At 65.1% G+C, this 22,077-nt stretch carries 21 protein-coding genes; 10 read left to right on the top strand and 11 right to left on the bottom strand.

Annotated elements, in window-relative coordinates:
• Nucleotides 1–50 precede the first annotated feature (50 nt).
• The 3 genes from CGLAUT_RS10755 to CGLAUT_RS10745 all read left to right on the top strand — a co-directional run bounded on the left by CGLAUT_RS10755 (nucleotide 51) and on the right by CGLAUT_RS10745 (nucleotide 3,786).
• The gene (locus tag CGLAUT_RS10755) at nucleotides 51–1,079 is read left to right on the top strand and encodes an ATP-grasp domain-containing protein (protein ID WP_290185135.1); all 1,029 of its coding nucleotides are present in this window, start codon (nucleotides 51–53) and stop codon (nucleotides 1,077–1,079) included.
• Nucleotides 1,080–1,222: 143 nt separating this feature from the next.
• Entirely contained in the window at nucleotides 1,223–2,575 is a 1,353-nt protein-coding gene (gene pta / locus CGLAUT_RS10750) for a phosphate acetyltransferase (RefSeq protein WP_290185133.1), read from the top strand.
• Between the two features lie 5 nt (nucleotides 2,576–2,580).
• Nucleotides 2,581–3,786, top strand: a complete 1,206-nt coding sequence (locus tag CGLAUT_RS10745) for an acetate kinase (protein WP_290185132.1) — start codon at nucleotides 2,581–2,583, stop codon at nucleotides 3,784–3,786.
• Nucleotides 3,787–3,973: 187 nt separating this feature from the next.
• Here the strand turns inward: CGLAUT_RS10745 and CGLAUT_RS10740 are convergent, their stop codons facing one another.
• From CGLAUT_RS10740 to CGLAUT_RS10730, 3 genes are read right to left on the bottom strand one after another with little or no spacing between them, the layout of a single operon-like run.
• Complete coding sequence (locus CGLAUT_RS10740) at nucleotides 3,974–6,490, bottom strand: serine/threonine protein kinase (protein ID WP_290185131.1); 2,517 nt, start codon at nucleotides 6,488–6,490, stop codon at nucleotides 3,974–3,976.
• The gene (locus CGLAUT_RS10735; protein WP_290185129.1) at nucleotides 6,491–7,597 is read right to left on the bottom strand and encodes a glutamate ABC transporter substrate-binding protein; all 1,107 of its coding nucleotides are present in this window, start codon (nucleotides 7,595–7,597) and stop codon (nucleotides 6,491–6,493) included. It lies immediately after the preceding gene.
• On the bottom strand, nucleotides 7,597–9,033 hold the full coding sequence (locus tag CGLAUT_RS10730) for a GlnX family signal transduction membrane protein (protein ID WP_290185127.1): 1,437 nt from the start codon (nucleotides 9,031–9,033) through the stop codon (nucleotides 7,597–7,599). The genes CGLAUT_RS10735 and CGLAUT_RS10730 overlap by 1 nt, the downstream gene beginning before the upstream one ends.
• Before the next feature lie 36 nt (nucleotides 9,034–9,069).
• Between CGLAUT_RS10730 and CGLAUT_RS10725 the strand changes: the two genes are divergently transcribed.
• The 4 genes from CGLAUT_RS10725 to CGLAUT_RS10710 are packed head-to-tail and all read left to right on the top strand — an operon-like array spanning nucleotide 9,070 to nucleotide 12,253.
• Nucleotides 9,070–9,531: an NUDIX domain-containing protein gene (locus CGLAUT_RS10725; protein WP_290185125.1), complete on the top strand. Its 462-nt coding sequence runs from the start codon at nucleotides 9,070–9,072 to the stop codon at nucleotides 9,529–9,531.
• Nucleotides 9,524–10,546, top strand: coding sequence for an ABC transporter ATP-binding protein (locus tag CGLAUT_RS10720; RefSeq protein ID WP_290185124.1), 1,023 nt, complete (start codon nucleotides 9,524–9,526; stop codon nucleotides 10,544–10,546). Before CGLAUT_RS10725 ends, CGLAUT_RS10720 begins: the two co-directional genes overlap by 8 nt.
• Nucleotides 10,539–11,270, top strand: coding sequence for an ABC transporter permease (locus tag CGLAUT_RS10715; protein WP_290185122.1), 732 nt, complete (start codon nucleotides 10,539–10,541; stop codon nucleotides 11,268–11,270). Before CGLAUT_RS10720 ends, CGLAUT_RS10715 begins: the two co-directional genes overlap by 8 nt.
• 32 nt (nucleotides 11,271–11,302) lie before the next feature.
• A complete protein-coding gene (locus tag CGLAUT_RS10710) occupies nucleotides 11,303–12,253 on the top strand; it encodes a DUF559 domain-containing protein (protein WP_290185120.1) in 951 nt (316 codons plus the stop codon).
• Between the two features lie 376 nt (nucleotides 12,254–12,629).
• Here the strand turns inward: CGLAUT_RS10710 and CGLAUT_RS10705 are convergent, their stop codons facing one another.
• The 4 genes from CGLAUT_RS10705 to CGLAUT_RS10690 are packed head-to-tail and all read right to left on the bottom strand — an operon-like array spanning nucleotide 12,630 to nucleotide 16,440.
• Nucleotides 12,630–14,102 carry a phospholipase D-like domain-containing protein gene (locus tag CGLAUT_RS10705; RefSeq protein WP_290185118.1) on the bottom strand — a complete coding sequence of 491 codons (1,473 nt, stop codon included), beginning with the start codon at nucleotides 14,100–14,102 and terminating at the stop codon, nucleotides 12,630–12,632.
• Nucleotides 14,099–14,890, bottom strand: a complete 792-nt coding sequence (locus CGLAUT_RS10700; protein WP_290185116.1) for an exodeoxyribonuclease III — start codon at nucleotides 14,888–14,890, stop codon at nucleotides 14,099–14,101. Before CGLAUT_RS10700 ends, CGLAUT_RS10705 begins: the two co-directional genes overlap by 4 nt.
• A 25-nt stretch (nucleotides 14,891–14,915) precedes the next feature.
• Nucleotides 14,916–15,854 (bottom strand): N-acetylglutamate synthase, CG3035 family, encoded by a 939-nt coding sequence (locus tag CGLAUT_RS10695; RefSeq protein ID WP_290185114.1) that lies wholly within the window; start codon nucleotides 15,852–15,854, stop codon nucleotides 14,916–14,918.
• A 13-nt stretch (nucleotides 15,855–15,867) separates the two neighbouring features.
• A complete protein-coding gene (locus tag CGLAUT_RS10690) occupies nucleotides 15,868–16,440 on the bottom strand; it encodes a peptide deformylase (protein WP_290185112.1) in 573 nt (190 codons plus the stop codon).
• Here CGLAUT_RS10690 and CGLAUT_RS10685 point away from each other — a divergent pair.
• The 3 genes from CGLAUT_RS10685 (at nucleotide 16,439) to CGLAUT_RS10675 (ending at nucleotide 19,095) form a co-directional block, all read left to right on the top strand.
• The gene (locus CGLAUT_RS10685) at nucleotides 16,439–16,681 is read left to right on the top strand and encodes a DUF3263 domain-containing protein (RefSeq protein ID WP_290185111.1); all 243 of its coding nucleotides are present in this window, start codon (nucleotides 16,439–16,441) and stop codon (nucleotides 16,679–16,681) included. The genes CGLAUT_RS10690 and CGLAUT_RS10685 overlap by 2 nt on opposite strands.
• Nucleotides 16,682–16,716: 35 nt before the next feature.
• Nucleotides 16,717–17,877 (top strand): LytR C-terminal domain-containing protein, encoded by a 1,161-nt coding sequence (locus CGLAUT_RS10680; protein WP_290185110.1) that lies wholly within the window; start codon nucleotides 16,717–16,719, stop codon nucleotides 17,875–17,877.
• 87 nt (nucleotides 17,878–17,964) lie between these two features.
• The gene (locus tag CGLAUT_RS10675; protein WP_290187139.1) at nucleotides 17,965–19,095 is read left to right on the top strand and encodes a glutamate--cysteine ligase; all 1,131 of its coding nucleotides are present in this window, start codon (nucleotides 17,965–17,967) and stop codon (nucleotides 19,093–19,095) included.
• A 12-nt stretch (nucleotides 19,096–19,107) separates the two neighbouring features.
• Here the strand turns inward: CGLAUT_RS10675 and CGLAUT_RS10670 are convergent, their stop codons facing one another.
• The 4 genes from CGLAUT_RS10670 to CGLAUT_RS10655 are packed head-to-tail and all read right to left on the bottom strand — an operon-like array spanning nucleotide 19,108 to nucleotide 22,063.
• Nucleotides 19,108–19,533, bottom strand: a complete 426-nt coding sequence (locus CGLAUT_RS10670; RefSeq protein ID WP_095660714.1) for a monovalent cation/H(+) antiporter subunit G — start codon at nucleotides 19,531–19,533, stop codon at nucleotides 19,108–19,110.
• Nucleotides 19,530–19,808, bottom strand: a complete 279-nt coding sequence (locus tag CGLAUT_RS10665; protein ID WP_095660713.1) for a monovalent cation/H+ antiporter complex subunit F — start codon at nucleotides 19,806–19,808, stop codon at nucleotides 19,530–19,532. The genes CGLAUT_RS10670 and CGLAUT_RS10665 overlap by 4 nt, the downstream gene beginning before the upstream one ends.
• 3 nt (nucleotides 19,809–19,811) lie before the next feature.
• Nucleotides 19,812–20,324, bottom strand: a complete 513-nt coding sequence (locus tag CGLAUT_RS10660; protein ID WP_290185108.1) for a Na+/H+ antiporter subunit E — start codon at nucleotides 20,322–20,324, stop codon at nucleotides 19,812–19,814.
• Nucleotides 20,324–22,063, bottom strand: coding sequence for a Na+/H+ antiporter subunit D (locus tag CGLAUT_RS10655; RefSeq protein WP_290187136.1), 1,740 nt, complete (start codon nucleotides 22,061–22,063; stop codon nucleotides 20,324–20,326). Before CGLAUT_RS10655 ends, CGLAUT_RS10660 begins: the two co-directional genes overlap by 1 nt.
• Nucleotides 22,064–22,077: the final 14 nt, after the last annotated feature.

Below are 22,077 nucleotides of genomic sequence, written 5' to 3'. Positions count from 1 at the left end.
CCTCGCACCGGAGCGGGGGTTCGCGCCTTGATATGCGATACTTCCTATCTATGAGCCAACAACCCAACCGGCACGTCCACGTGCTCGGCTCCGGCCCGCTCGCCGAAGAGCTCGCAGCGGCCTACCGGCACCTCGGCTGGTCGCCGACCCTCGGCCGCGCCCCGCACGCGCAGCCCAACCTCGTTGCAGTTGCCGACGACATGCTCAACACATCGGATCTCGAGGCGCTGGAGTCTTCGGGGGCGGAGGTCGTGCCGTCGATAAGCACCTGTTCCGTGACCTTCGACCGTGATGCTTTGCGCACTACCGCCGCCGACGAGCTGGGGCTGCCGACCCTGACCCACGAGCTGGCCCGGACGGCTGAGGAGCTACCGGGGGTTGCGGAGCGGATTGGGTACCCGCTGGTGGTGAAGCCGCGGCGCGGCAGGGGGCAACTGGTGGTGCGCGACGCGGAAGAGCTGGCGAACGCGCCGGTGCTCAAGCCGTTTCCGGCGCACGGCGTGGTAGTCGAGCGCTTTATCGAGTTCGACTACGAGCTGACGATTCTCACTGCGCGCTCGGTGGACCCGGCGACGGGGGAGCTGGCGACGTGGTTCTGTGAGCCGATTGGGACTCGGCACGCGCGCGGCGACCTGGTGGAATGCTGGCAGCCAGCGCCGCTGCCGGACACGGTGCGCGACAACGCGCGCTCAATCGCGGCGCGTGTGACCAACGCACTGGAGTGCCGCGGCATCTATGCGATTGAGCTGTTTGTCGACGGCGAGGATGTCTACTTCTCCGCAGTGCTGCCGCTGCCCGGGCTCGACGGCATGCTCACTCGCGCCACCCAGCGGCTCGATCAGTTCGAGATCCACGCCCGCGCGACGCTGCACTTGCCAATCGATGTCACGCTGGTCTCGCCGGGCGCGAGCCAGATTGTGTACGGTGCCAACACCGATCCGGAGGCGCTTGCGCGCGCGATGTCCGTTGAGGAGACGGGTGTGCAGGTGCTGGGGCGTGATGTGCTGGTGCGCTCGACGGGGGAGAGCGTCGAGGAGGCCCGGGAGCGGGCTGCGCGCGCCGCAGACGAGCTGCGCTAGGCCGCGGCTCTAGCCTTTCGGAACCGCACCACGTGAGGTGCCTAGATGTGCGCTGGGTCTCGTTCTAGACCCCAACCTGGGCCGAGTTACACCGGTAGACTTGCCTGCGTACGAACCGCACCGCACCTACGAAAGGCGACCCCATGGCTGAAAGCAAGTCTTTGCTGATCACCCCTGTCAACCGCTCGCTTGACGGCATTGACATCACCGCTGTCGCGTCCCAGCTCGGGCTTGAACCGAAGCAGATTGAGGGCACCGAAATCGCCGAGGTTTACAACTCCGGCATCAACACCGGCGACGCGCTGTTCGTCGGCACCGGCGACTACAACTTCGATGCCGAAGTCGCCGCAGCATTCGGTGCGCCGGTGGTGCTGGTGGCTGATGATGAGCGTGCAGCGACCCTCGCGCAGCGTCGCGTTGAAGAGCTGGGCGGTAAGGCCACGGTGGTCACGGGGCAGCAGCTTGGCGACGGGTCGTCGTTAAGCGTAGAGCTCGAGGCCGAGCCGGTGATGTCTGCGACCGTTTTTGAGTCCTGGCTGATTGCGAAGGCGAAGGAGAACCACTCGCACATCGTGCTGCCGGAGGGTGAGGACGACCGCATCCTGCAGGCCGCGGATCAGCTGCTGCGCCAGGACGTTGCGGAGCTGACCATTCTGGGCGAAGAGGCGGACATCAAGCGTCGAGCTGCTGACCTGGGCCTGGACCTGTCGAAAGCACACATCATTAACCACCTCGAGTCGGAGCTGCTCGAGGAGTTCGCCGCCGACTTCGCTGAGCTGCGCAAGAAGAAGGGCATCACCCTCGACGAGGCGCGCGAGACGATGAAGGACATCTCCTACTTCGCCACGATGATGGTGCACAAAGGCCTTGCCGACGGCATGGTGTCCGGCGCGGCCCACACCACGGCGCACACCATTAAGCCGTCCTTCCAAATCATTAAGACTGCGCCGGGCGCTTCCGTGGTCTCGTCGATCTTCCTCATGATCATGCGCGGGCGTCTGTGGGCGTTCGGCGACTGCGCGGTGAACCCGAACCCGACCGCCGAGCAGATCGGTGAGATCGCTGCGGTTTCTGCGCACACGGCGTCGCAGTTCGGCATCGATCCGAAGGTCGCCATCCTGTCCTACTCCACCGGCACCTCCGGTTCCGGTCCGGACGTGGACCGCGCGGTGCAGGCTGTCGAGGAGGCGAAGAAGGCCAAGCCGGGCCTGGTCGTGGACGGCCCGCTGCAGTTTGATGCGGCATGCGACCCGGGCGTGGGCAAGAAGAAGGCCCCGGATTCCCCGGTCGCCGGTCAGGCCAACGTGTTCATCTTCCCGGACCTGGAGGCAGGCAACGCTGGCTACAAGATCGCGCAGCGCACCGGTAACGCCCTCGCCGTCGGCCCGGTTCTGCAGGGCTTGAACAAGCCGGTCAACGACCTGTCGCGCGGCGCGACCGTGCCGGACATTGTCAACACCGTCGCCATCACCGCGATCCAGGCGGGGGAGAAGTAAGCTTTATGTCCTACGTCCTAGTTATTAACTCCGGGTCGTCCTCGATCAAGTTCCAGATCGTCGACCCAACCGCTTCCGCCTCCGACGAGCCGTTCGTATCCGGCCTTGTCGAGCAGATCGGTGAACCCTCCGGTCGCATCACCGTCAAGCACGCGGGGCAGAAGTACGTCGTGCAGAAGGAAGTTGCCACCCATGCGGTCGGTCTCGAGGAGACCTTCGCGCTTCTCGACGCCAAAGGTGTCGGACCAACCCAGCTGGACATCGTTGCCGCTGGTCACCGCGTGGTCCACGGCGGCATGGTGTTCTCCCAGCCGGAGCTGATCTCGGATCCGGTCGTCGAGATGATCCGTACGCTCATCCCGCTGGCGCCGTTGCACAACCCCGCCAACATCGACGGCATCGAGGTCGCGCGCAAACTGCTGCCGAACATTCCGCACGTGGCAGTGTTCGATACCGGCTTCTTCCGCGACCTGCCGCCGGCCGCCGCACTGTATGCCATCAACGCCGAGGTGGCGGAGAAGAACCTGGTGCGCCGCTACGGTTTCCACGGCACCTCGCACGAGTTCGTGTCCTCGCAAGTCCCGGCACTCATCGACCGCGATCCGTTGCACACCCGACAGATCGTGCTGCACCTGGGCAACGGCGCGTCTTGCTCTGCAGTGGAAAACGGCCACGCGATTGACACCTCGATGGGCCTGACACCGCTTGCCGGTCTGGTCATGGGTACGCGTTCCGGCGACATCGACCCGGGCATCATTTTCCACCTGTACCGCCAGGGCGGCATGAGCATCGACGAGATCGACAACCTGCTCAACCGCCAGTCCGGTGTGAAGGGCCTCTCCGGTGTCAACGACTTCCGCGAGTTGCGCACCATGATCGATAATGAGGACGAAAACGCCTGGCTGGCGTACAACGTCTACATCAACCAGCTGCGCCGCTTCATCGGTTCCTACATGATCGCGCTCGGCCGCGTCGATGCCATCACCTTCACCGCGGGTGTCGGCGAGAACGATAAGCACGTGCGCGCAGACGCCCTGGACAACATGAGGATGTACGGCATCGAGATCGACCCGGAGAAGAACGACCTGCCTAACGATGGCCCGCGCATCATCTCCACCGACAACTCGACGACAAAGGTTCTGGTCGTGCCGACGAACGAGGAGCTCGCGATCGCGCAGAAGGCGGCGCGCTTGGCGTCCCAGATCCGCTAGCGCTCGTACCGGGGCGCGCGTCGGCCCCGCTGCGCCTCACCCCGGCGTCAAACCCGGATAACAGCAACAAACCCGGATAGTTCCAGTCCCTTACGTGTGAACTTCCATACGTAAGGCCGCGCAACTATCCGGGTTTGCGTCTGCAAGCCGCTTCGACTGCCGGGGCGCCGGGTCGTGACGGGGTGGGTTAGAACCAGGTGGCGGGGCGGACCTTGTTCGCCATGTCCACCAGCGCGTACCGGTGGCGCGGGTACGGAGCGACGCGGGCCTGCTCGCGCAGGGTGATCGCCAGGCCGCGGCGAAGTCCGCGCACGTTGAAGGGGTACTCGAAGAGCGGTTTGTGCGACGCAGCGCCGTAGACCCTGTTCTGGCGGAGGAACGTCAGCGCAGCGCGCAGCACGAAGATCTTCACCTGCAAGAACCTGGGCTCGGTGGACGGGATCTCCTCCAAGCGACGCGCCGCGCGGCGGATACGAGCCTCGGTCAGGTCCTGCGCCACCAGGCACAATATCGCCGTGAGCTGCGCCATCCGGTGGTGGCGCGAGGACTGCGGAACGCGATCCAGCGCAGCGACGGCCAACTCTACCTCGCCTTCGTTCATCAACTGCCTAGCCAGCCCGAACGCCGACGACACCGTCGTCGGATTGGCCAACCACACCAGCGAATACAGGCGCATGGCGTGAAAGCGCAGCATGGCGGGGTTGTCGGCAACCATCGACCATTCGTCGTCCAGTACGCCGGCTGCGACGAGATCCTGGAACACCCGCGAAGGAATGTCGTCCAGAGACGTTCGGATGCCGGCACAGGCGCGGGCCAGGTCGTCGTCAAGCAATTGCTCCTCCCTGAGACCTGCTTGCTGGAGCAAGAGCTCATCGACGGCCGCGATGGCGAGCTTGGGCGCTGCCTCGCCGGGGAGGATGCCCAGGACGCGGGAGAAGTCGCGCTGAGCTTGCGCAAAGTCGCCGAGGAGAAGGTTGACCACGCCGAAGTACCAGAAGAAACGCCAGTTCTCGCCGTATTTTTCGTCGAGCGAGCCGAGCCACGAGCGCGCCTGCGAGGTGAGACCGAGGTCGAGCATGGTGCGCACGACAGCGAACGGGATCTCCATCGATTCTTTGTATTGCGGCGTGCGCATCGCCTGGCGCAGCGTCTCCAGGGTCTCCTGGGGCTCGGCATACGAGGATCCTTGGAGCATCGCGGCGCCGACGTCGTGGCGGTTGATCAGCGGCGACGGCAGCGCGGCGACGACTTCCTGCGGGGTGATTTCGACGGTGCGGGTGATGCCATCGATGAGCTGGTCGGTGCGAAACACCAGGTGCTTTGTGCCGAACGTCGTACGCTGCGGCGAGAAAAGCGAGTGCTGCGCGGGGTAGGTCTTGCCGTCGCGCACCGCGATGAGTTCGCGCAGCACACCGAGAAGCTGCAGCTCAAGCGCCTTTGCTGAGTGGAAGCGGAGCGCGGGATCTTTGTGGCAGCAGCGCGCGATGACGCGGTAGAGCGAGATGTAGCGGCGAAACATTGGCTCGGTGCTCGGGGTGGGAATGCCCGGGTCGTAGACGCCGTCGGAAGTCGGGAGGTCGATGATCAGCGCCGCGAGCGTGCGCCCGACGGTGTAAATGTCGGATTCGATCGTCGGGCCCTCCGTGGCCACCTCTGGCGCTTGGAAGCCGCGAGTGCCATAGATAAAGCCGAATGCACCGATGCCGGACACCGCGCCCAGGTCGATCAGCTTCACCTGGTCCTCGGTCACAATGATGTTGTCCGGCTTCAGGTCGTTGTACACCACGCCGCGCGAGTGCAGGTACCCCAGCGCCGGCAGCACCTCCAGGATGTACGCAATCGCAATGTCGGGTTCCAGGAGGTGTCCGGGTGCAGCGTTGCGCGCTTCGCGTAACGACGGCCCGCCCACGTACTCCATCACTATAAATCCGCCTGGCACGCGTGGGTCGTCGATGAAGTTGAAGATCTTCACGATGCCGGGGTGGGTGATGTCCGCGAGGAACTCCCGCTCCGCCGCCGCAGCAGCCGCCTCGTCCGGGTTGTCGGTGGAGTGCAGACCCTTCAGCACCACCACGCGTCCGGCCACGTAGTGGTCCTGCGCCAGGTAGATCCAGCCCATGCCGCCGTGGGCGATCACGCCAAGAATCTCGTACTGTCCCGCGACGACATCGCCGGGGTGCAGGGCGGGGGCGGGGATCCCCTTCTGCACCACCGCAGCGGTGGGGTCGTGCAGCGCCTCTTTCGGCTCGGCGGGCTGCACCCAGGGCAGCTCCACCATGCCATCGGCAACCATCCGGCTCGCGCGGCGCGTGCCACGCCGCTCGCGGAAGGTATCCAGGGCTTGGAGCCTGGAGCGTTGGGACGTCTCCTCGCGACCGCCTCCGCGCCGCAACTTCTCGAGGTCCTTAAGTAGGCCCGCCATGTCGCCGAGTTCGGCGTAGGCGGCGTCGCTGATGCCGGAATCCTCGTCGTCTTCGTCGACCGCTTCGTTATCGTCCACCGCGAACGGGTCGAAAGCTACGGCTTCGGTGTCCGGTTCCTCCTGCTCAAAGCCGCCGCCGTCGTCGCCGGCATCATCATCGTCAGCATCATCATCGTCAGCATCATCATCATCGTCGGCGAACGGGTCGTAGAGCACCGCTTCGGTGGGATCGGGGCCGGAATCAGGGCCCCTGTCTTCGCTGGTTCCGCGCTCGATCGCCATCTAGCTCGCCTCCTCTGTCGCTGTTTCGGTTTCCGATTCGGTCGTTGACTCGGTAGGCGCTTCAGACGTTGCTTCGGCTGAGACGTCGCGGTACATGCGGCGCGGCAGCCAGGCGTCGGAAAGCGAATTGCCCAACCACTGCCTGTAGAGCCTGCTCCAGGTGCCGTCACGGCTGACGCGTTCAATGGTGTAATTGACTTGGCGTACAAGATCATCATGACCCTTCGGAACGCCGACGGCGTAGAGCTGTTCGGCGAGTGGGTCGGAGAAGATCTGGGCGAGCGGATCTTGAGCGACCATGCCGGCGAGCACGGCGTCGTCGCCAATTACCGCATCGGCTTGGAACTGCTGGGTGGCCATGAGGCAATCCGACCAGCTGCGGGTGCGTAGGACGTGCGATTTTGGCATCTCCGCTCGCACGAGGTTGACCAGGTTCGTTCCGTCGACCACGCAGATGGTTCGGTCGCGCAGGTCGTCGACGCTCGCAATGCCACGGTCGCGCGGGGCAAGCACGCGCACGTGGGAGGTGAGGTAGGGCGTGGAGAAGTCGACCAGTTCGGCGCGCTCCGGGGTGATGGTCATCGTGCGGATGACAATGTCGACGTCCCCGGCGCGAAGCGTTTCGGCGCGGGCGGAAGGTTCCACGAAGCGAAAGTCCACCTTCGCGGCGGCGGCCTTGAGCTCGTCTGCTGTCGCGTCGTCGGGAGCGAAGATGTCCTTGGCAACCTCGCGGGCGAGGTCGACTTCGAAACCCCGCAAGTCGCCCTGGGTGGGTTCGCGGTAGGAGAGCAGGTACTGCGACTGGTCCACGCCGACGATGATGCGGCCGCGGTCGCGAATGCGCTGCATGTGCGGGCCCTCGCGGTCCTCCTCCGAGCCGGGAGGAAGCGAGCCGGGCCACTCCCAGCTGCCGTCTCCACCAGTGAAGTTACCTTCAGGCGGGATTCCGGGCGGGTCGAGTTCAGAGCCGGGCGGCTGCGGGGCGACGCGGTAGGTCAGCGGCGGATCTTCTACGGGGAGCGGCGGCGGGCTCGCGGCGCAGCCGGCGAGGGTACAACCGGCGAGTGCGCTCCCGACCAGCGCGCGTTTCAGCGCTGCGCCGCGCATCAGAAGTACTCCCCAAGCCGGCGGCGAATGCCCACCCAAATGCACGCCACCGCGAGCAGTGTCAGCACAGCGACGGCGGTAGAGACCAGCCGAGTCGCATCCAGTGAGGCAGTGATATAAATGCGGGTGTTCTCCCGCGACTCATTGATCAAGTGCTGCAGGTCCTGGTCCAGCTGCGCGAAAGCTTCCGCCGAGCCGGGACGGGCGTTGAGGATGTCGGTGGCGGCTTCAAAGCGGCCGTCGACAAGCGCTGCGGAAAGCTCGTTGTGCCCGGCTGCCCACTCGTCGAGGGCCCGGCGCGCGGAGAGCAGCTCTGGAGGCGCCCCGGAGACCTCCTCGAACGCGTCGAGTGCCTCGGAGACGTTCTTGTAGGTCAGGTCGAAGGACTGTGCGGAACGGGTCAAGGAGCGGCGCGATAGGAGGGCGAGCGTTTCGTCGGTACGCGATTCCTGCGCCTGAATGCGGGCGTCGGTGAGCTGCTCCCAGGGGCGAGCGGCCTGGTTGAAACCCACGACACCGGACTGCCACGACTGGAAGTTGGACACACCCGCCCACACGATGGCCACCACGATGCACAGCGTCGCGGCCACGAACCCGCGGTTCAACCGCCGCCGGAACACACGCCAGAGCCACCACTGCGCCGCCGCGAGCAACACCAGCGCCGCAATGAGACCGCTGATGGGCACCCACTGCGGGGAACTCAGCCGCTTCACCTCGGCGGCGACTTCCTGCTGCGTCACCGAAGACAACCGGTCCGCGCTGCGCAGCATCTGCTCGCGCATGACGGTGCTCGCCTCCGTCATGTACGCCACGCCCACCGGGTTGCCCAGGCGCTGGTTCACCTTCGCGCGCTCCATCAGCGCCGTGTACACGGGCAGGTCGCGCAGGATCTCGGTGACGTAGCCCGTGATCTCGCCCTCCTGGGCCACGCCGAAGCCGCTGCCGCTGTCCATCGACTCCGCGACCACCGCGCCCTCGTAGATGTCCGCAGCCGTCACCGCCGCCCGGTCAATCGAAGCCATGTACAGCGCCAACTGCTCCCGCGAGAGCAGCCCCGGCTGTGCAAAACCCGACGTCGCCACCGTGTCCGCAGACGACAGGGAGCTGTACAGTAGGTGCGCCGAGTGGCTCATCGGCTCAGTAGCGGTGGTCAGCGTGTCCAGCGCGCGCTGGCGGGACCCCATCGACTGGCTCATGGAAAACCCAGCGGCGAGCAACGCAATCGTCAACACCATCATCATGGCGATAATCTGCCCTGGCGTCGATGCCAAGAACACCGACGTCCTGCGCGCCATCCGCGCCGGGCCGGTGAACGTGTCCTGCAACATCTGCCAGGTCGTGCGGCGCTCCGGCTGGCCATCGACGGTGTCGAGCCGATCGAGCCATTCGTCGTCAAGCGATGGCTCTGGGGCGCGCTCGCTTAACTGCTGAACCATTCCCCAAGAATATCCAATCTGTGCGAAAGTGGGGGTATGCTCGGCGATGGAAACGGATGGGTGCACGGCGCAGGCGGCGCGAAGTATTGGGGGCTCTACGGCGCAGCGGGGTTGTTCCTGCAGGCGGGCGACACCGTGCTTATGCAGCACCGCGCGTGGTGGACGGCGCAGGGCGGCACCTGGGGGATTCCGGGCGGCGCGCGCGACAGCCACGAAACCGCAGCTGAGACCGCAATTCGGGAGACGGTGGAAGAGTGCGGCATCGACCCTGCGCTCGTCGAGGTCCGCGGTGAGCTGCTGACCACCGAGCGGGAAGGCTGGACCTACACCACGGTGCTCGCGCACACGCGCGGCGGCGAGCAGATCCCGCTCGAGGCCAATGAGGAAAGCGAGGAGCTTCGTTGGGTTCCGCTGGACAATTTGCGTGAGTTGCCGCTCCACCCGGGGTTCGCCGCCTCACTCGATGCCGTGCTGAGGCATACTGTCACGCATGATTGAAGTACAAGGTCTGACCAAGCGCTACGGCGCCGTCACGGCCGTCGATGACCTCACATTCACCGTCCCACCCGGCCGCGTCACCGGCTTCCTCGGCCCCAACGGCGCAGGCAAATCCACCACAATGCGCATGATCGTAGGGTTGGACAAGCCCACAGCAGGGCAATCGCTTATCGACGGCTCGGCTTACGCCAACCTGGACAACCCCGCGCAAACCGTCGGAGCGCTGTTAGACGCGAAGGGGGTTCACCCGAACCGTTCTGCCCGCGCGTCGCTGTTGTGGCAGGCGCAGGCGGCCGGGCTGCCGAAGTCGCGCGTCGACGAGGTGCTGGCGCTGGTCGGGTTGTCGGATGTGGCTGGCAAGCGCGTCGGCGGGTTCTCGCTGGGCATGAACCAGCGCCTGGGTATTGCCGCGGCGCTTTTAGGTGATCCGGAGTACCTGATTCTGGATGAGCCCGTCAACGGCCTCGACCCCGAAGGCATTCGCTGGGTGCGCGGGCTGCTTCGCGCCCTTGCCGCCGAGGGCCGCACCGTGCTCGTGTCCTCGCACCTGCTTGCCGAGATGGCGCAGACCGCCGACCACCTCATCGTCATCGGCCGCGGCCGCCTGGTCGCCGACACCTCCGTCGCGGACTTCATCCGCGGCAACTCGCGCGTGACCACCGTCGTGCGCCCTGCGGGCGACAACCTGCCTGCGCTGGAAGAGGCGCTACGCCGCGGGCTAGAAGGCGCCGGCAACGCTGGTGCTGGTGTCACGCGTTCCGTCGACGCAGACGGCCGCCCCGTACTCGAGGTTGCCGACGTCAGCTCCGACGAGGTCGGCGCACTCGCGTTCCACGCTGGCGTGCAGCTCGCGGAGCTCACCGAGCGCCGCGCCTCCCTCGAGGAGGCATACATGCAGTCCACCGAAGGCCACACGCAGTACGCCGCGGGCTCCGCGCCGGTTGCCCAGCCATCCGCCGGCCGCCACGCCGCACAGCCGTCCCAGCCCAACTCCCCGGAGGTGCCGAATGCTTAACCAATTCCCCGCCGAATGGACCAAGCTGCGCTCCACCGCGTCGTTCTGGTGGACCACCGGCCTCATCATCGCGTTCGGCGCCTTGTTCGGCGCCCTCTTCGGCTGGTCGGCTCGCCTGAGCAACCAGCTCTACGTCCCCACGCTGGTGGTGGCCGTGGTCGCGCTCACCACGATCATCATCGTGATCGTGCAGCAATCGATGATCGTGACCACGGAGTACCGCTATGGAATCCAGGCCACGAACTTCCGGTTGCGGCCGAAGCGCTGGGAAGTGGCCGTCGTCAAGCTTTTGCTCGGAGCCTTGATTGTGGCTGTGGCCTCGGTGATTGCTGTGGTGGCTGGGTTTGTTCTCGGTGACCTGATCGCGCCGGTCGCTGCCGATTGGAAGACGGGCGAGGCGACGCAGCGTGCGCTGTGGGCGGTGCCGCTGGGGATGGTGCTGCTGACCCTGTTTGTGCAGGGTGTGGCGTGGCTGACGCGCAACACGACGGCGTCGGTGGTGATCGGTCTGGGCATGATGTTTGTGATTGAGACCATCGTGGCGCTGCTGCCGAAAATTGGGCAGGACGTGGTGAAATACATGCCGTTTAGCAACTTGATGGGCTTTATGAACAACCAGGCCGCTGAGGGGATGACCGTTTGGCAGTCGCTGGGCATCTTTGCGGCGTGGGCCGTGGTGGTGTGGGTGCTTGGCGTCGTGTCGCTGACCGTGCGCGACGCGTAGGGGGTTGGTAGCCTCCCTCGCGGGGGAGGCGCATGGAAACAGACAAACTGGGGGGACTGTTACTGGACCGGAAGAGCGCTGCGCAGCATACGTGCGTGCAGCTCACCGCTTCCAAGTACGTTCTGGAAGATGAATGGTATGCGCTGCAGCGTCATGAAAAATCAGCGTTGCGGTGCTACGCCGTGGGGGTCACCGGCAGAAAGTCCGTCCTGATAGGGCGGTCTGCTGGTTGCTTGAACGGGTTATGGATTCTGAGCAATGAGACGGCGTCGGTGGAGTTGGCGATGCCGAGTGGCAATCCGCCGCCGCGTTCGCAGTGGCCGGATGGCGTTTTGTACAGGTATGTGCGGCTTCTGGAAAGTGACATCACCACGGTCGGGGCGCACGGGGAAGTGCGAGTGACAACGCCGATCCGCTCCGCTATCGATATCGCGCGGTTTCACTCGCCGCGCGACGGTGTCGTGGCGATGGACAGTCTGTTCGCTGGTCTTACGCTTGGACAACAGCGTGCAAAGTGGAAAGAAGTCCATGACCACTTGAAACGCATGGCGGGGCACAAGTACATCGGCCGAGCGCACGACGCGTTCGATTTGAGCATTCATCTCTCTGAGTCGGCGTACGAGTCGCTGTTCCGGGTCATCCTCGCTGAGCACGGCATCGCGGTTGAAGTGCAGAAATGGATCGGGCCGTTTCGGGTGGATCTTCTGTGGGGGCAGTTGGCCATCGAGATCGACGGTGCGAGCAAGTATCAAGATGTTGCGAAGGGGACAGTGGTCAAGCAGCTGCAACGCGAGAACTTCATCAAAGAACAGGGGTATGAAGTGATCAGGTTGTTCCCGTCAGAGATCCTGCGTAACGAGGCCGATTGCGTGGCTCGTGTTCGGGAAGCCAAGGCGCGAGCCGATCTTCGTGGCGCGCCGGGGCGGCCTGCCGGAGACGAACGATGGGAGCCGGAAGGTGGTTGGGGCTTCCGGGGCGATTAGGCCGGCGTTCGGGTCGGGATTCAGGCCTGGTCTCGATTCAGGCATGGTCTCGATTCAAGCCTGGTCTCGCTCGGGACGTCCAGCTGTTGCTGGGAGCTTTGAAGCCAAACCCGGACAATAGCCGCAAACCCGGATATTTGGGGGGCATTATGTGTGACAAGTTGTACGTAAGGGGCAGTAGATATCCGGGTTTGCGGCTATTGTCCGGGTTTGCGGATGGATGGTTAGGTCTGCCGGGCTCGCGGGTGGGAGTCATGTGCCGGAAGTGGATGGAGGGGTTAGTGGGGCGGGGGTGAGTTTGCCCAGCGGCGGGGGTGAGGGTGGCGGCAGCGGGAGCGGAGTGGCAAGGGCGGGGCGGCAAGGGCGGGGCGGGGCGCTACTGCACGGCGGAGGTCAGCTTCATCACGTTGTCGACGTAGCGGCGGTACCAGGGGCGGCGGTCCCACACTTCCAACGTCAGTTCGCGCGAGACGGAGAGGTAGTTCTCCGCCAGCTCGAAGAGCCGCGGCAGGAGCGAACCGCCCGCGATGAACAGCGAACTTTCGTAGTTCAGCGAGAAGGAACGAATGTCCATGTTGGAGGATCCGACGACGCCCACTGCGGCGTCGGAACCCGGATCTGCCAGTGCGAACTTGGTGTGCAGCACGTACGGCGCCGGGAATTCCCAGATGTGAACGCCCGCCTGCAACAACTGCTGGTAATACGCCGACTGGGCGTGCTGCACCATGAACTGGTCCGCCTTCTCGCCAACCAACAGATCCACCCGCACGCCGCGGTAGCAGGCAGAGGTAATGGCCTCCAACAGCGAGTCTTCCGGCACGAAGTACGGCGAGCACAGCACCAAGTGGTCGCGGGTGTGGTGGATCATGGCGTTGAACATCCGCAGGTTCGGCTCGGTTAAGAATCCGGGCCCAGATGGGACGAGCTGGACGACGTTGACGTCCAAAGCACTAGCGTCGTCAATCTGCTCCGGCGGCGTGAGCTCCATGACCTCGCCGGATTCCGTGAACCAGTCGACGGCGAACATGGACTCGATCGAGGTGACCACCGGCCCGGAGAGCTCGACGAACGCGTCGACCCACTGGCGCCCGTGGCGCACGTGGCCGGGCATGAGGTAGCTGCGGTCGATGAGGTTGAACGAGCCGATCATCGCGACCTCACCGTCGAACACGATCACTTTGCGGTGATTGCGCAGGTCAGGGCGGCGCCATCGGCCGCGCAGCGGATCCAGCGGCAGCATCATGTGCCAGTCCACGCCGATCTCGGTCAAGCGCCGCTTCAAACGCCGGAACCCGGGGTACTTCTGCGACCCAATGTGGTCAAAGAGCAACCGCACGTGCACCCCGCGCGCCACCGCCCGCTCCATCGCCTCGAACACCGGCGCCGTAGTGTCGTCCCAGGCCACGGCGTAGATTTCGAGGTCGACGCTGCTGACGGAGCCGTCGATAAGCTGTGCAATCCTGCGCATGGTGAGGTCGTAGTCTGTCCACAGGTACGGCGCGTGCGCGTAGAGCGCGGGGTAGCCGGTGAGTGTCCGGTTGAGCCGCACCAGCGACGCCGTCTCCGCGGGAAGTTCGGCGGGGTAGTCGCTGATTTCGCCGTGGACGTTGTTCAACGCGTCGTTGGCTTGATTTTGGATGCGGTGGCGCCGCCGCGAGATCAGCTTTGACCCCATAAGCAGGTACAACGGCAGCCCCACGATGGGTAGCAGCAGAATCAGCAGCAGCCACGCGTTCGCCTCGGACGGTTTGCGGTTGCCCGGCACGATGCCGATCATGACGAATTTGATGGCGTAATCGACCACCATCAGCGCCAGCTGCCACCACGACAGGTCCAGGGTCAGGGTCATCGGACTTGGTCGAGCTCCAGCGTCCGCGTGTCAAAATCGGCGATCACCGGCGCGTGGTCGGAGGCGCCTTTGCCTTGGCGTTCTTCCACGTCCACCCAGGCGTCGATAAGCTTTGTGTGCATTGGCTCTGTGGCCAGCAGAAAGTCGATGAGCATGCCCTGATTCTTCTGGAACCGCATGGATTTGTAGTCCCAGAAGCTGAAGCGGTCATCGTGCGTGACCTCGGTCAGCCCGGCCTCGAGCAGCATTTGCCACGCCGCGCGCTCCGGTTCGGTCACGTGCGTTTTGCCCTCGAACCAGCCGATGTCCCAAACATCCTCATCGCGCGGGGCAATGTTGAAGTCGCCGCACAGGAGCTTGCTTGTCGACGCCTCGACCACACCGCACAGGCTGTACAAGAACTGTAGTTTGTAGTCGTAATGTGGGTCGCCGATCTCCCGGCCATTGGGCACGTACAGGCTCCAAATGTTCACGCCGCCGCAGGTCGCACCCACCGCGCGCGCCTCGCGGACCGGGTCGCCGCTTTTGCTAAACGACGGCTGGCGCGCGAACTCTTCACGCACATCCTCAAGCCCCACCCGCGATGCAATGGCGACGCCGTTCCACTGGTTGGTTCCCACATGCGCGACCTCGTAGCCGGCGGCTTCGAAAGTGGCGTAGGGGAATTTCGCGTCGGCCACCTTGGTTTCCTGCATGCACAGCACGTCGATGTCAGTGCGCTCCAGGAACGCGGCGATGCGCTCGGCGCGCGTGCGCACCGAGTTGACGTTCCAAGTGGCAACTCGCATGGTGAACAGACTAGCCGAAACGTCTTTAGCGCAAGCGTGCGTAGCGGTGGCGATGGTGTTCGACGAAGCCGAGCTTCTCGTACAGCCCGATGCCGGCGGCGTTCGAGGCGCGCACCTGCAGGTACGCGTTGTCCGCGCCCTGCTGCGTGCCCCAGGCCAGCACAGCTTTGCCCAGACGCGTGCCCAATCCTTGGCGGCGGTACTCGGGCGCGACCTCCACCGCCGAGTAGCCGAGCCAGTTGCGGCCGTCGAGCGTGAGGCGCGCGAAGCCGATCTGGCCGTCGATGCGTTGCGCGAGGTCCCGCACCGCGCCCTCGGGCAGCGCCTGGCCGCGGTAGTGGTACATGGCCAGCCAGTCCGCGTCGGGTGCTGTGTCGACGCGGACGTCGACGCGGACGTCGGGGTCTGGCGCGCCGCCGCCTGCGCCGCCGCTTTCGCCTGCGCCCATCTCACCCAGCTCCGCGCTCATCACCACGATCTCCTCGCCGAGCTCCCAGCGCTCGGGGGCGGCTTCGATCAGCCGCAGCGCCGGCTTGCCGATGCGCTCCGGCACCAGCAGCTGCACCGGCATGTCGTGCTCGCGGTAAAACGCCTCGATCGCGTCGAGCGGCACCACACCGAACCCTGCGGAGTGGCCGATCGGGGTCGCGCTATTGGAGCGTTCGGCGATTTCGGCGCCGGCGCGGAGCAGCCATCCGTCGATAAGCAATTGCTCCTGACCTGGGAACGCGCGGGCGGTGGCGGCCTCGATCGCGCGGATGTCGGAGTTGCGGACGGTGCGCGGCGAGAGGCGCTTCATCACGTGGTATTCGCCGATGTCGACCAGCTCGTCGCCGCGGCGCACCAGAAGCGGGGAGACGGATTCGACGATGCCGATGACGTCGCTGGCCAGCTCGCCGCGCACCCGGCGCACGACGACGCGGTCGCCGACAGAAACCGGGTCGGAGCGGAAAATCCGCGACATGCTGCGTGAATCCCTAGTGCCCGAACGGGTCTGGATCCGTGCCCGGCAGCCAGGTGTTGCCGGCCTCGGTCCAGCCGTTGTCGCGGATCGCGCGCTTGGCTTCCTTCTTGTAGCGGCCGGTGAGCACGTCGGTGTAGACGTAGCCGTCGAGGTGGCCGACCTCGTGCTGCAGGCAGCGCGCGAAGAAACCGGTGCCCTCGACCTCGATCTGTTTGCCGTTTTCGTCCAACCCGGTGACCTTCGCCCAGTCCGCGCGGCCGGTGGGCCAACCCTCACCCGGGACCGAGAGGCAGCCCTCGTCGTCTTCGCCGTCGTCGCGCGGCATGGTCTTCGGAATCTCGCTGGTCTCCAGCACGGGATTGATCACGGTGCCGCGGCGCATCTCCTCGCCGTCCGGGCAGTGGTAGACGAACAGCCGCAACGGGACGCCGACTTGGTTCGCGGCCAGGCCAACGCCGTGTGCGGCGTCCATGGTCTCGTGCATGTCGGCGATGAGCTCTTGTAGCTCCGCAACCGGCTGCGTCACTTCCTTTGTGGGCGTGTGCAGGACGGGGTCGCCGTAAATCACGATTGGTCTAATGGTCATGCTGTATATATTAGGCATGCTTTCCCACACCGATATCGCCGTCCTCGACTTCGCCGCCCACGCTCCGCGTTCGCTCGGCGCGCGGGAGGAAGCGATTCAGCGGGAGCTCGGGATCACCCCCGTGCGCTACTACCAGCGGCTCAACGCCCTGCTCGACTCACCCGATGCGCTCGAGTCAAGCCCCCAGTTGGTTCGCCGTTTGCAAAGGCTTCGCGACGCCTCGTTCAACGGCGCGTCGTAAACCCTCAACTGTGACTTGAGACTAATGTCTCGCGTGTGACTACTAAGTACAACTTCGGCAACCCCGGCGACCGCGGTGACCACGGGGATGATGGCCGCCTCGAGCCGCACGACGCCTACCCCGTCGACGAGTACCCTGCAGCGGTCCCGGCCGATCTGGATGGCACCGATGACGCGGATGACGCGGCCGACTACGTCGAGTTCGAAGATGTCGACGACTACCGTGGCGCCCACCGTCGCGATGCCGACGAGGAGTACGAAGACTACGGCGAATACGACGAGTACGCCGATGATTACGGTGAATACGCTGACGACGACAACACCTCCGTCATCCCCGCTGCCGCTGGTGCGGCGGCAGCTGGTGCCGCGGGCACCGCAGCTGCGACGCGAGGTAAGCGTGGGGATGGGGAAGTGCGTGGAAAGGGGCGTCGACAAGCGAAAAGCTCTGCTGGCTCGAGCGCGGTTGCTGCTGGTGGGGTGCCCAAGCGCGGGCTGGCGATGATCCTGATCGCGGTGGCGGCGTTGCTGCTGCTGTGGGGCATTTACGCGATGATGCAAAACCGCGGTGCGGACAACGACGCGGCACCAGCGAGCACCGAGGCCACGACCGCGGCGACTGAGACCGTGGCGAACACCGGCGCGCCGGGCGCGGGTTCAAATTCGGGTGCAGGCGCAGATGCTGGTGCGGGGGCTGGCCAGACTGGCGCGCAGGATCCGAACGCGACCGCGGCTGACGGCGCGAACCCGCAGGATCCGAACGCGACCGCGGCTGACGGCGCGAACCCGCAGGATCCGAACCGGCCAGACGCCCAGGACCCGAACGCGCCGGCTCCCGCTCCGGCGGCAGGCGGCACCGCGCTGACCGCAGCGAACGCTGAGGTGTTCGTGTTCAACAACTCCGGAGTGCCGAATGCGGCTTCCGATACCGCAGCGCGTCTGGACTCGCAGTTCAACGTGGCCAACAACTCGCCCGACCCAGCGACGATGAACATGCCGGAGCAGCAATACGGTGTGTTCCCGGAGACCACCGTGTTCTTCGACCCGCAGGTTCCGGGTGCGGAGCAGGTTGCGGCAGACATCGCGCAGCAAGTCGGTGGCGTCCCGCGCGCGACCAACGATCTTCCGCAGGACGCGACCGGGCTGCCGGAGCCGGCGGCCGGAAACCGCAACGCGATCACCGTCGTCCTCACCAGGTAGCGCCTGGCGCACCGCCGGCGCCGGAATACAAATCCGGTGCGAGACCTACGCCGCGGACCCCAGCCAATACACTTACCCACCATGGCAATGGATCCGTTCCGCGATTTCGCCCGCTCTACCGACAACACCCTCGGCGTGGAGTGGGAGGTCGGCGTCCTTGACCCGGAAACGCTCGACCTCGTGCCCAGGGCGGCAGACGTGATCGACGAAGTCGTATCAAAGCATCCCGACACGCACCTCGAGCGCGAGTTCCTCCAGAACACCATCGAGCTGGTGACCCCGGTGTGCGCGAACATCCGCGAGGCCGTCGACGCGCTGCAGCGCGACCTGACGCGGATCCAAGACGTCGCAAAGCGTCAAAACCTGCTGCTTTGGGCCGGTGGCGGCCACCCGTTCACCGACTTCCGCGAGCAGGCGCTGAGCCCGAAGATCACCTACGAGGAGATCATCAACCGCACCCAGTACTGGGGCAAACAAATGCTCTTGTGGGGCATTCACTGCCACATCGGCATCAGCCACGAGGATAAAGTCTGGCCGATCATCAACGCGATCATGACGAAGTACCCGCACCTGCTCGCCCTTTCCGCATCCAGCCCCGGCTGGGAGGGCCTGGACACCGGCTACGCGTCCAACCGCACCATGCTCTACCAGCAACTTCCCACCGCGGGCATGCCGTACCAGTTCCAAAACTGGGACGAGTGGGTCGGCTTTATGCACGACCAACAAACCTCCGGCGTGATCAACCACACCGGCTCGATGCACTTCGACGTCCGCCCCGCCGCGAAATGGGGCACGATCGAGGTCCGCATCTCCGACGCCACCTCCAACTTGCGCGAACTCGCCGCCATCGTCGCGCTCACCCACTGCCTGGTCGTGCACTACGACCGCATGCTCGAAGCCGGCGAGCCGCTCCCCACCCTCCAGCCGTGGCACGTCGCGGAAAACAAGTGGCGCGGCGCGCGCTACGGTCTCGAAGCAGTCGTCATCACCAGCAGGGCCACAGACGAACGGTGGGTGTCGGAAGAGCTTTCATTGCTTGTCGACGAGCTCTTGCCCACCGCCCAGGACCTCGACTGCGTCGAGGAACTGCGGCTGGTTGAGGACATCCTGGAGCGTGGCGCGGGATACCAGCGACAGCGCCGCATCTATCAGGAGACCGGGGACTGGCGCGCCGTCGTCAAGAGCTCTGTGCAAGAGATGACTGAGCTGACCTGGTAACTAACCGGGTAACTAAACATCCTTGCCGGACTTGCCTGCCTTCTGGGTCTTGGTGGCATCGCTGGTGGGGTTGACGCGGCCTGGGTGGTAGGTGGCTGGGCGCTCGTTGACCGTGAGGTCTTCCTCCGGGCCGTAGAGGCCCTCCATGCGGGCGACGCGGCCGAGGCGCTGCGCGGTGACCGGGTTGGTCATCAGCGCGAAGATGACCAACAGGACCATCATGCCGATGTCGCCGCGTTCGTAGACGCTGAAATCCGGTGCGCCGACGAGGCGGATCATGGTGCCGGTGATCATGAGCAGCAGACCGGTGGTCTGCGGTTTTGTGATCGCGTGGACGCGCGCAAGGGTGGACTTGAAGCGCACGGTGCCCACCGCCGCGGAGAAGACCATGAACGCGCCGGGGAGGATGAAGATGAGCGAGATGATGTCGGTGATCACAGCGAACCATCCCGCTTCCTGAAACGCGCGACGGAGAGCGAAGAGATGAATCCGAGCAGTGCGATCACGATCATCACGTTGACCACGGTGGTGTCCAGTGTCCAACAGATGTAGAGCGCGAGCGCGCATTGCAGGGAGGCCGTGATGGCGTCGTTGCCCAGCACGCGGTCCATGGAATCCGGTCCGACAATCACGCGCCAGGCGAGGATGACGAACCCCACGGCAATCAGCACGGCCGCGACGCCGAGGAAGATGTTGTACACGGTGGCGTCCATCGCTTACCTCCTACCTTCGAAAATCTCGATCATCTGGCGCTCCAGTGTCTGCACGTTGCGGATTTCTTTTTGCACCGCGGCCTCGTCGCGCGCGTCGAGGATGTGGATGGTCCACTCACGGTTGGCGATGTCGATGTCGGTGACAGACCCGCCCGGCTGCAGGTTGTACGCACAGGTGGCCAGGTAGAGGACCAGTTCCGACGACACGCGCATCGGCACCCGGACGATGGCGTTCGGCGGCGGCTCCTGACGACGCAGCGCGAGCCACGCCACCTTCGCCGACGCCACCAATAGGTCTCGGACCCAGATGAAGATAAAGGCGACGAGTTTGCCCCAGTGCACTTTCGTATCCTGGCGCGGCACTTCCGGCAGTGGCAGCAGCACCACGAGGAGGACCGCGAGTGCGAGGCCAGCCGCGAGGTTTCCCCAGCTCAGCTCGCCCATCAGCAGAATCCACATCAGCGTGAGCCAAACGACGAACGGCCCGCGAAAGCGATTCTTGAATCCGTGCAGCATCACTGGTCACCGCCTTCGTCGTGGACTGGGACCGGCACCTGTTCGGTGGTCACACCGGTGGTTTGCGGTGCCTGCTCCTCGCCGAGTGTCTTGCGCTGCTCCAGCGAGTCGTAGCCACCGGCACCGGTTGACGGTTTAGCGAACTCCTCCGGCCGCCGGGTCGGGTTGTCCAGGTCACCGTCGAGCACCGCGTCGCGGTAGATCGCTTGGTCCTGGGTGGACTGTGCGGCGCGGTCGGTAATGTCCGAGATCGGGCCAGCGAGCACGGTCATGGATAGCGACGTGGTCACCAGCAGCGCGGTGGACATGATCATGCCCACCGGGATGCGGCCCGGGTCTTGGCGCTCGGCGACGGTGGTCGTGGCGTAGCGGTCCGCCAAGGTGGATGGTCGCGCCATGGCGACATCGCCTTCGGGGGCGTCGTTGCGGTCGCGCAGGAACGCCTTCGACCAGACCAGGATCATCGCGTAGAGCGTGAGCAGAGAGGTGACCACGGCGCCGATAATGAGTACCCACGCCAGCCAGGAGCCGTCCTCCGCACCTGCCTGGATGAGCATGATCTTGCCCAGGAATCCGGAGAACGGCGGGATGCCGCCGAGGTTTAGCGCCGGGATGATGTAGAGGATCGCGATCAAGGGTGCGGTGTACATCAGCGAGCCCAAGCGGCGCAGCTGCGCCGAGCCAGCCTGGCGCTCCACCAGGCCGACCACGAGGAAAAGCGAGGTTTGCACCAAAATGTGGTGCACTGCGTAGAAAATCGCGCCGGACAGCCCGGCGACGGAGCCGAGCGCGATGCCGAAGATCATGTAGCCGATGTGGCTGACCAGGGTGAACGACAGCAAACGTTTGATGTCATTTTGGGCGAGCGCGCCCATCACGCCGACGATCATGGTGAGCAACGCAACCCACATCAAAAGCGTATCCAGCGAGCCATCGGTGAACACGGTGGAGCGCATTCGGATGATGGCGTACACGCCGACCTTGGTCAACAGGCCCGCGAAGACGGCCGTCACCAGTGAGGCCGCGGTGGGGTAGCTGTCCGGCAGCCAGGCATCGAGCGGGAAGATCGCCGCCTTGATGCCGAACGCTACGAGCAAGGTGGCAAAGATCGCAGCCCGGGTGCCCTGCGGGATCTCCTCCATCCGGATGCCTACCTGCGCCATGTTCACCGTGCCTACCGCGGAGTAGATCATCGCAAGGGCGAAGATGAACACCATCGAGGATGCGATGGAAACCATCACGTACCCGATGCCGGCGCGCACGCGGCCGGGGGAGGCGCCCATGGTCAGCAGCACATAGGAGGCGACGAGGAAGACCTCGAAGCCGACGTAGAGGTTGAACAGGTCGCCTGCGAGGAAGGACAGGTTCACGCCCATGCACAGCAGCATGTAGATCGGCAGGAACACAGCGACGGGGTCATCCTCATCGCCGTCGCGAACACCTTGGGAAATGCCGTACCACATCACTGCGAACAGGACGATGGATGAGACGAACAGCATGATCGTCGATAAGCGATCGCTCACAAGCGTGATGCCGATGGGAGCGTCCCAACCGCCCATCTGCACGGTCTGGATGCCGTGGATGTCCACGGCGATGATCATCGTGGCGGAGATGACCGCGAGCGCGAAGAGCGTGAACAGCGCAATGGTGCGCTGAGTGCGCAGGTGGCGCCCGGAGATCAGGATGAGGCCGGCGGCTGCGGCGGGCAGGATCAGCGGCATGACCGTGAGGTACGGCATCGCGACTAGCGCGG

Origin of the sequence: Corynebacterium glaucum, assembly GCF_030408855.1 — a bacterium.
In the GTDB taxonomy this organism is placed as follows: Bacteria; Actinomycetota; Actinomycetes; order Mycobacteriales; family Mycobacteriaceae; genus Corynebacterium; species Corynebacterium glaucum.
This window is presented reverse-complemented; position numbering and strand designations above follow the sequence as displayed.

Coding starts and splice junctions, on each gene's coding strand:
- CGLAUT_RS10755 (WP_290185135.1), top strand. CDS start 51: ATGAGCCAACAACCCAACCGGCACGTCCACGTGCTCGGCTCCGGCCCG.
- pta (WP_290185133.1), top strand. CDS start 1,223: ATGGCTGAAAGCAAGTCTTTGCTGATCACCCCTGTCAACCGCTCGCTT.
- CGLAUT_RS10745 (WP_290185132.1), top strand. CDS start 2,581: ATGTCCTACGTCCTAGTTATTAACTCCGGGTCGTCCTCGATCAAGTTC.
- CGLAUT_RS10740 (WP_290185131.1), bottom strand. CDS start 6,490: ATGGCGATCGAGCGCGGAACCAGCGAAGACAGGGGCCCTGATTCCGGC.
- CGLAUT_RS10735 (WP_290185129.1), bottom strand. CDS start 7,597: ATGCGCGGCGCAGCGCTGAAACGCGCGCTGGTCGGGAGCGCACTCGCC.
- CGLAUT_RS10730 (WP_290185127.1), bottom strand. CDS start 9,033: ATGGTTCAGCAGTTAAGCGAGCGCGCCCCAGAGCCATCGCTTGACGAC.
- CGLAUT_RS10725 (WP_290185125.1), top strand. CDS start 9,070: ATGCTCGGCGATGGAAACGGATGGGTGCACGGCGCAGGCGGCGCGAAG.
- CGLAUT_RS10720 (WP_290185124.1), top strand. CDS start 9,524: ATGATTGAAGTACAAGGTCTGACCAAGCGCTACGGCGCCGTCACGGCC.
- CGLAUT_RS10715 (WP_290185122.1), top strand. CDS start 10,539: ATGCTTAACCAATTCCCCGCCGAATGGACCAAGCTGCGCTCCACCGCG.
- CGLAUT_RS10710 (WP_290185120.1), top strand. CDS start 11,303: ATGGAAACAGACAAACTGGGGGGACTGTTACTGGACCGGAAGAGCGCT.
- CGLAUT_RS10705 (WP_290185118.1), bottom strand. CDS start 14,102: ATGACCCTGACCCTGGACCTGTCGTGGTGGCAGCTGGCGCTGATGGTG.
- CGLAUT_RS10700 (WP_290185116.1), bottom strand. CDS start 14,890: ATGCGAGTTGCCACTTGGAACGTCAACTCGGTGCGCACGCGCGCCGAG.
- CGLAUT_RS10695 (WP_290185114.1), bottom strand. CDS start 15,854: ATGTCGCGGATTTTCCGCTCCGACCCGGTTTCTGTCGGCGACCGCGTC.
- CGLAUT_RS10685 (WP_290185111.1), top strand. CDS start 16,439: ATGCTGTATATATTAGGCATGCTTTCCCACACCGATATCGCCGTCCTC.
- CGLAUT_RS10690 (WP_290185112.1), bottom strand. CDS start 16,440: ATGACCATTAGACCAATCGTGATTTACGGCGACCCCGTCCTGCACACG.
- CGLAUT_RS10675 (WP_290187139.1), top strand. CDS start 17,965: ATGGATCCGTTCCGCGATTTCGCCCGCTCTACCGACAACACCCTCGGC.
- CGLAUT_RS10665 (WP_095660713.1), bottom strand. CDS start 19,808: ATGGACGCCACCGTGTACAACATCTTCCTCGGCGTCGCGGCCGTGCTG.
- CGLAUT_RS10660 (WP_290185108.1), bottom strand. CDS start 20,324: ATGCTGCACGGATTCAAGAATCGCTTTCGCGGGCCGTTCGTCGTTTGG.
- CGLAUT_RS10655 (WP_290187136.1), bottom strand. CDS start 22,063: ATGCCGTACCTCACGGTCATGCCGCTGATCCTGCCCGCCGCAGCCGCC.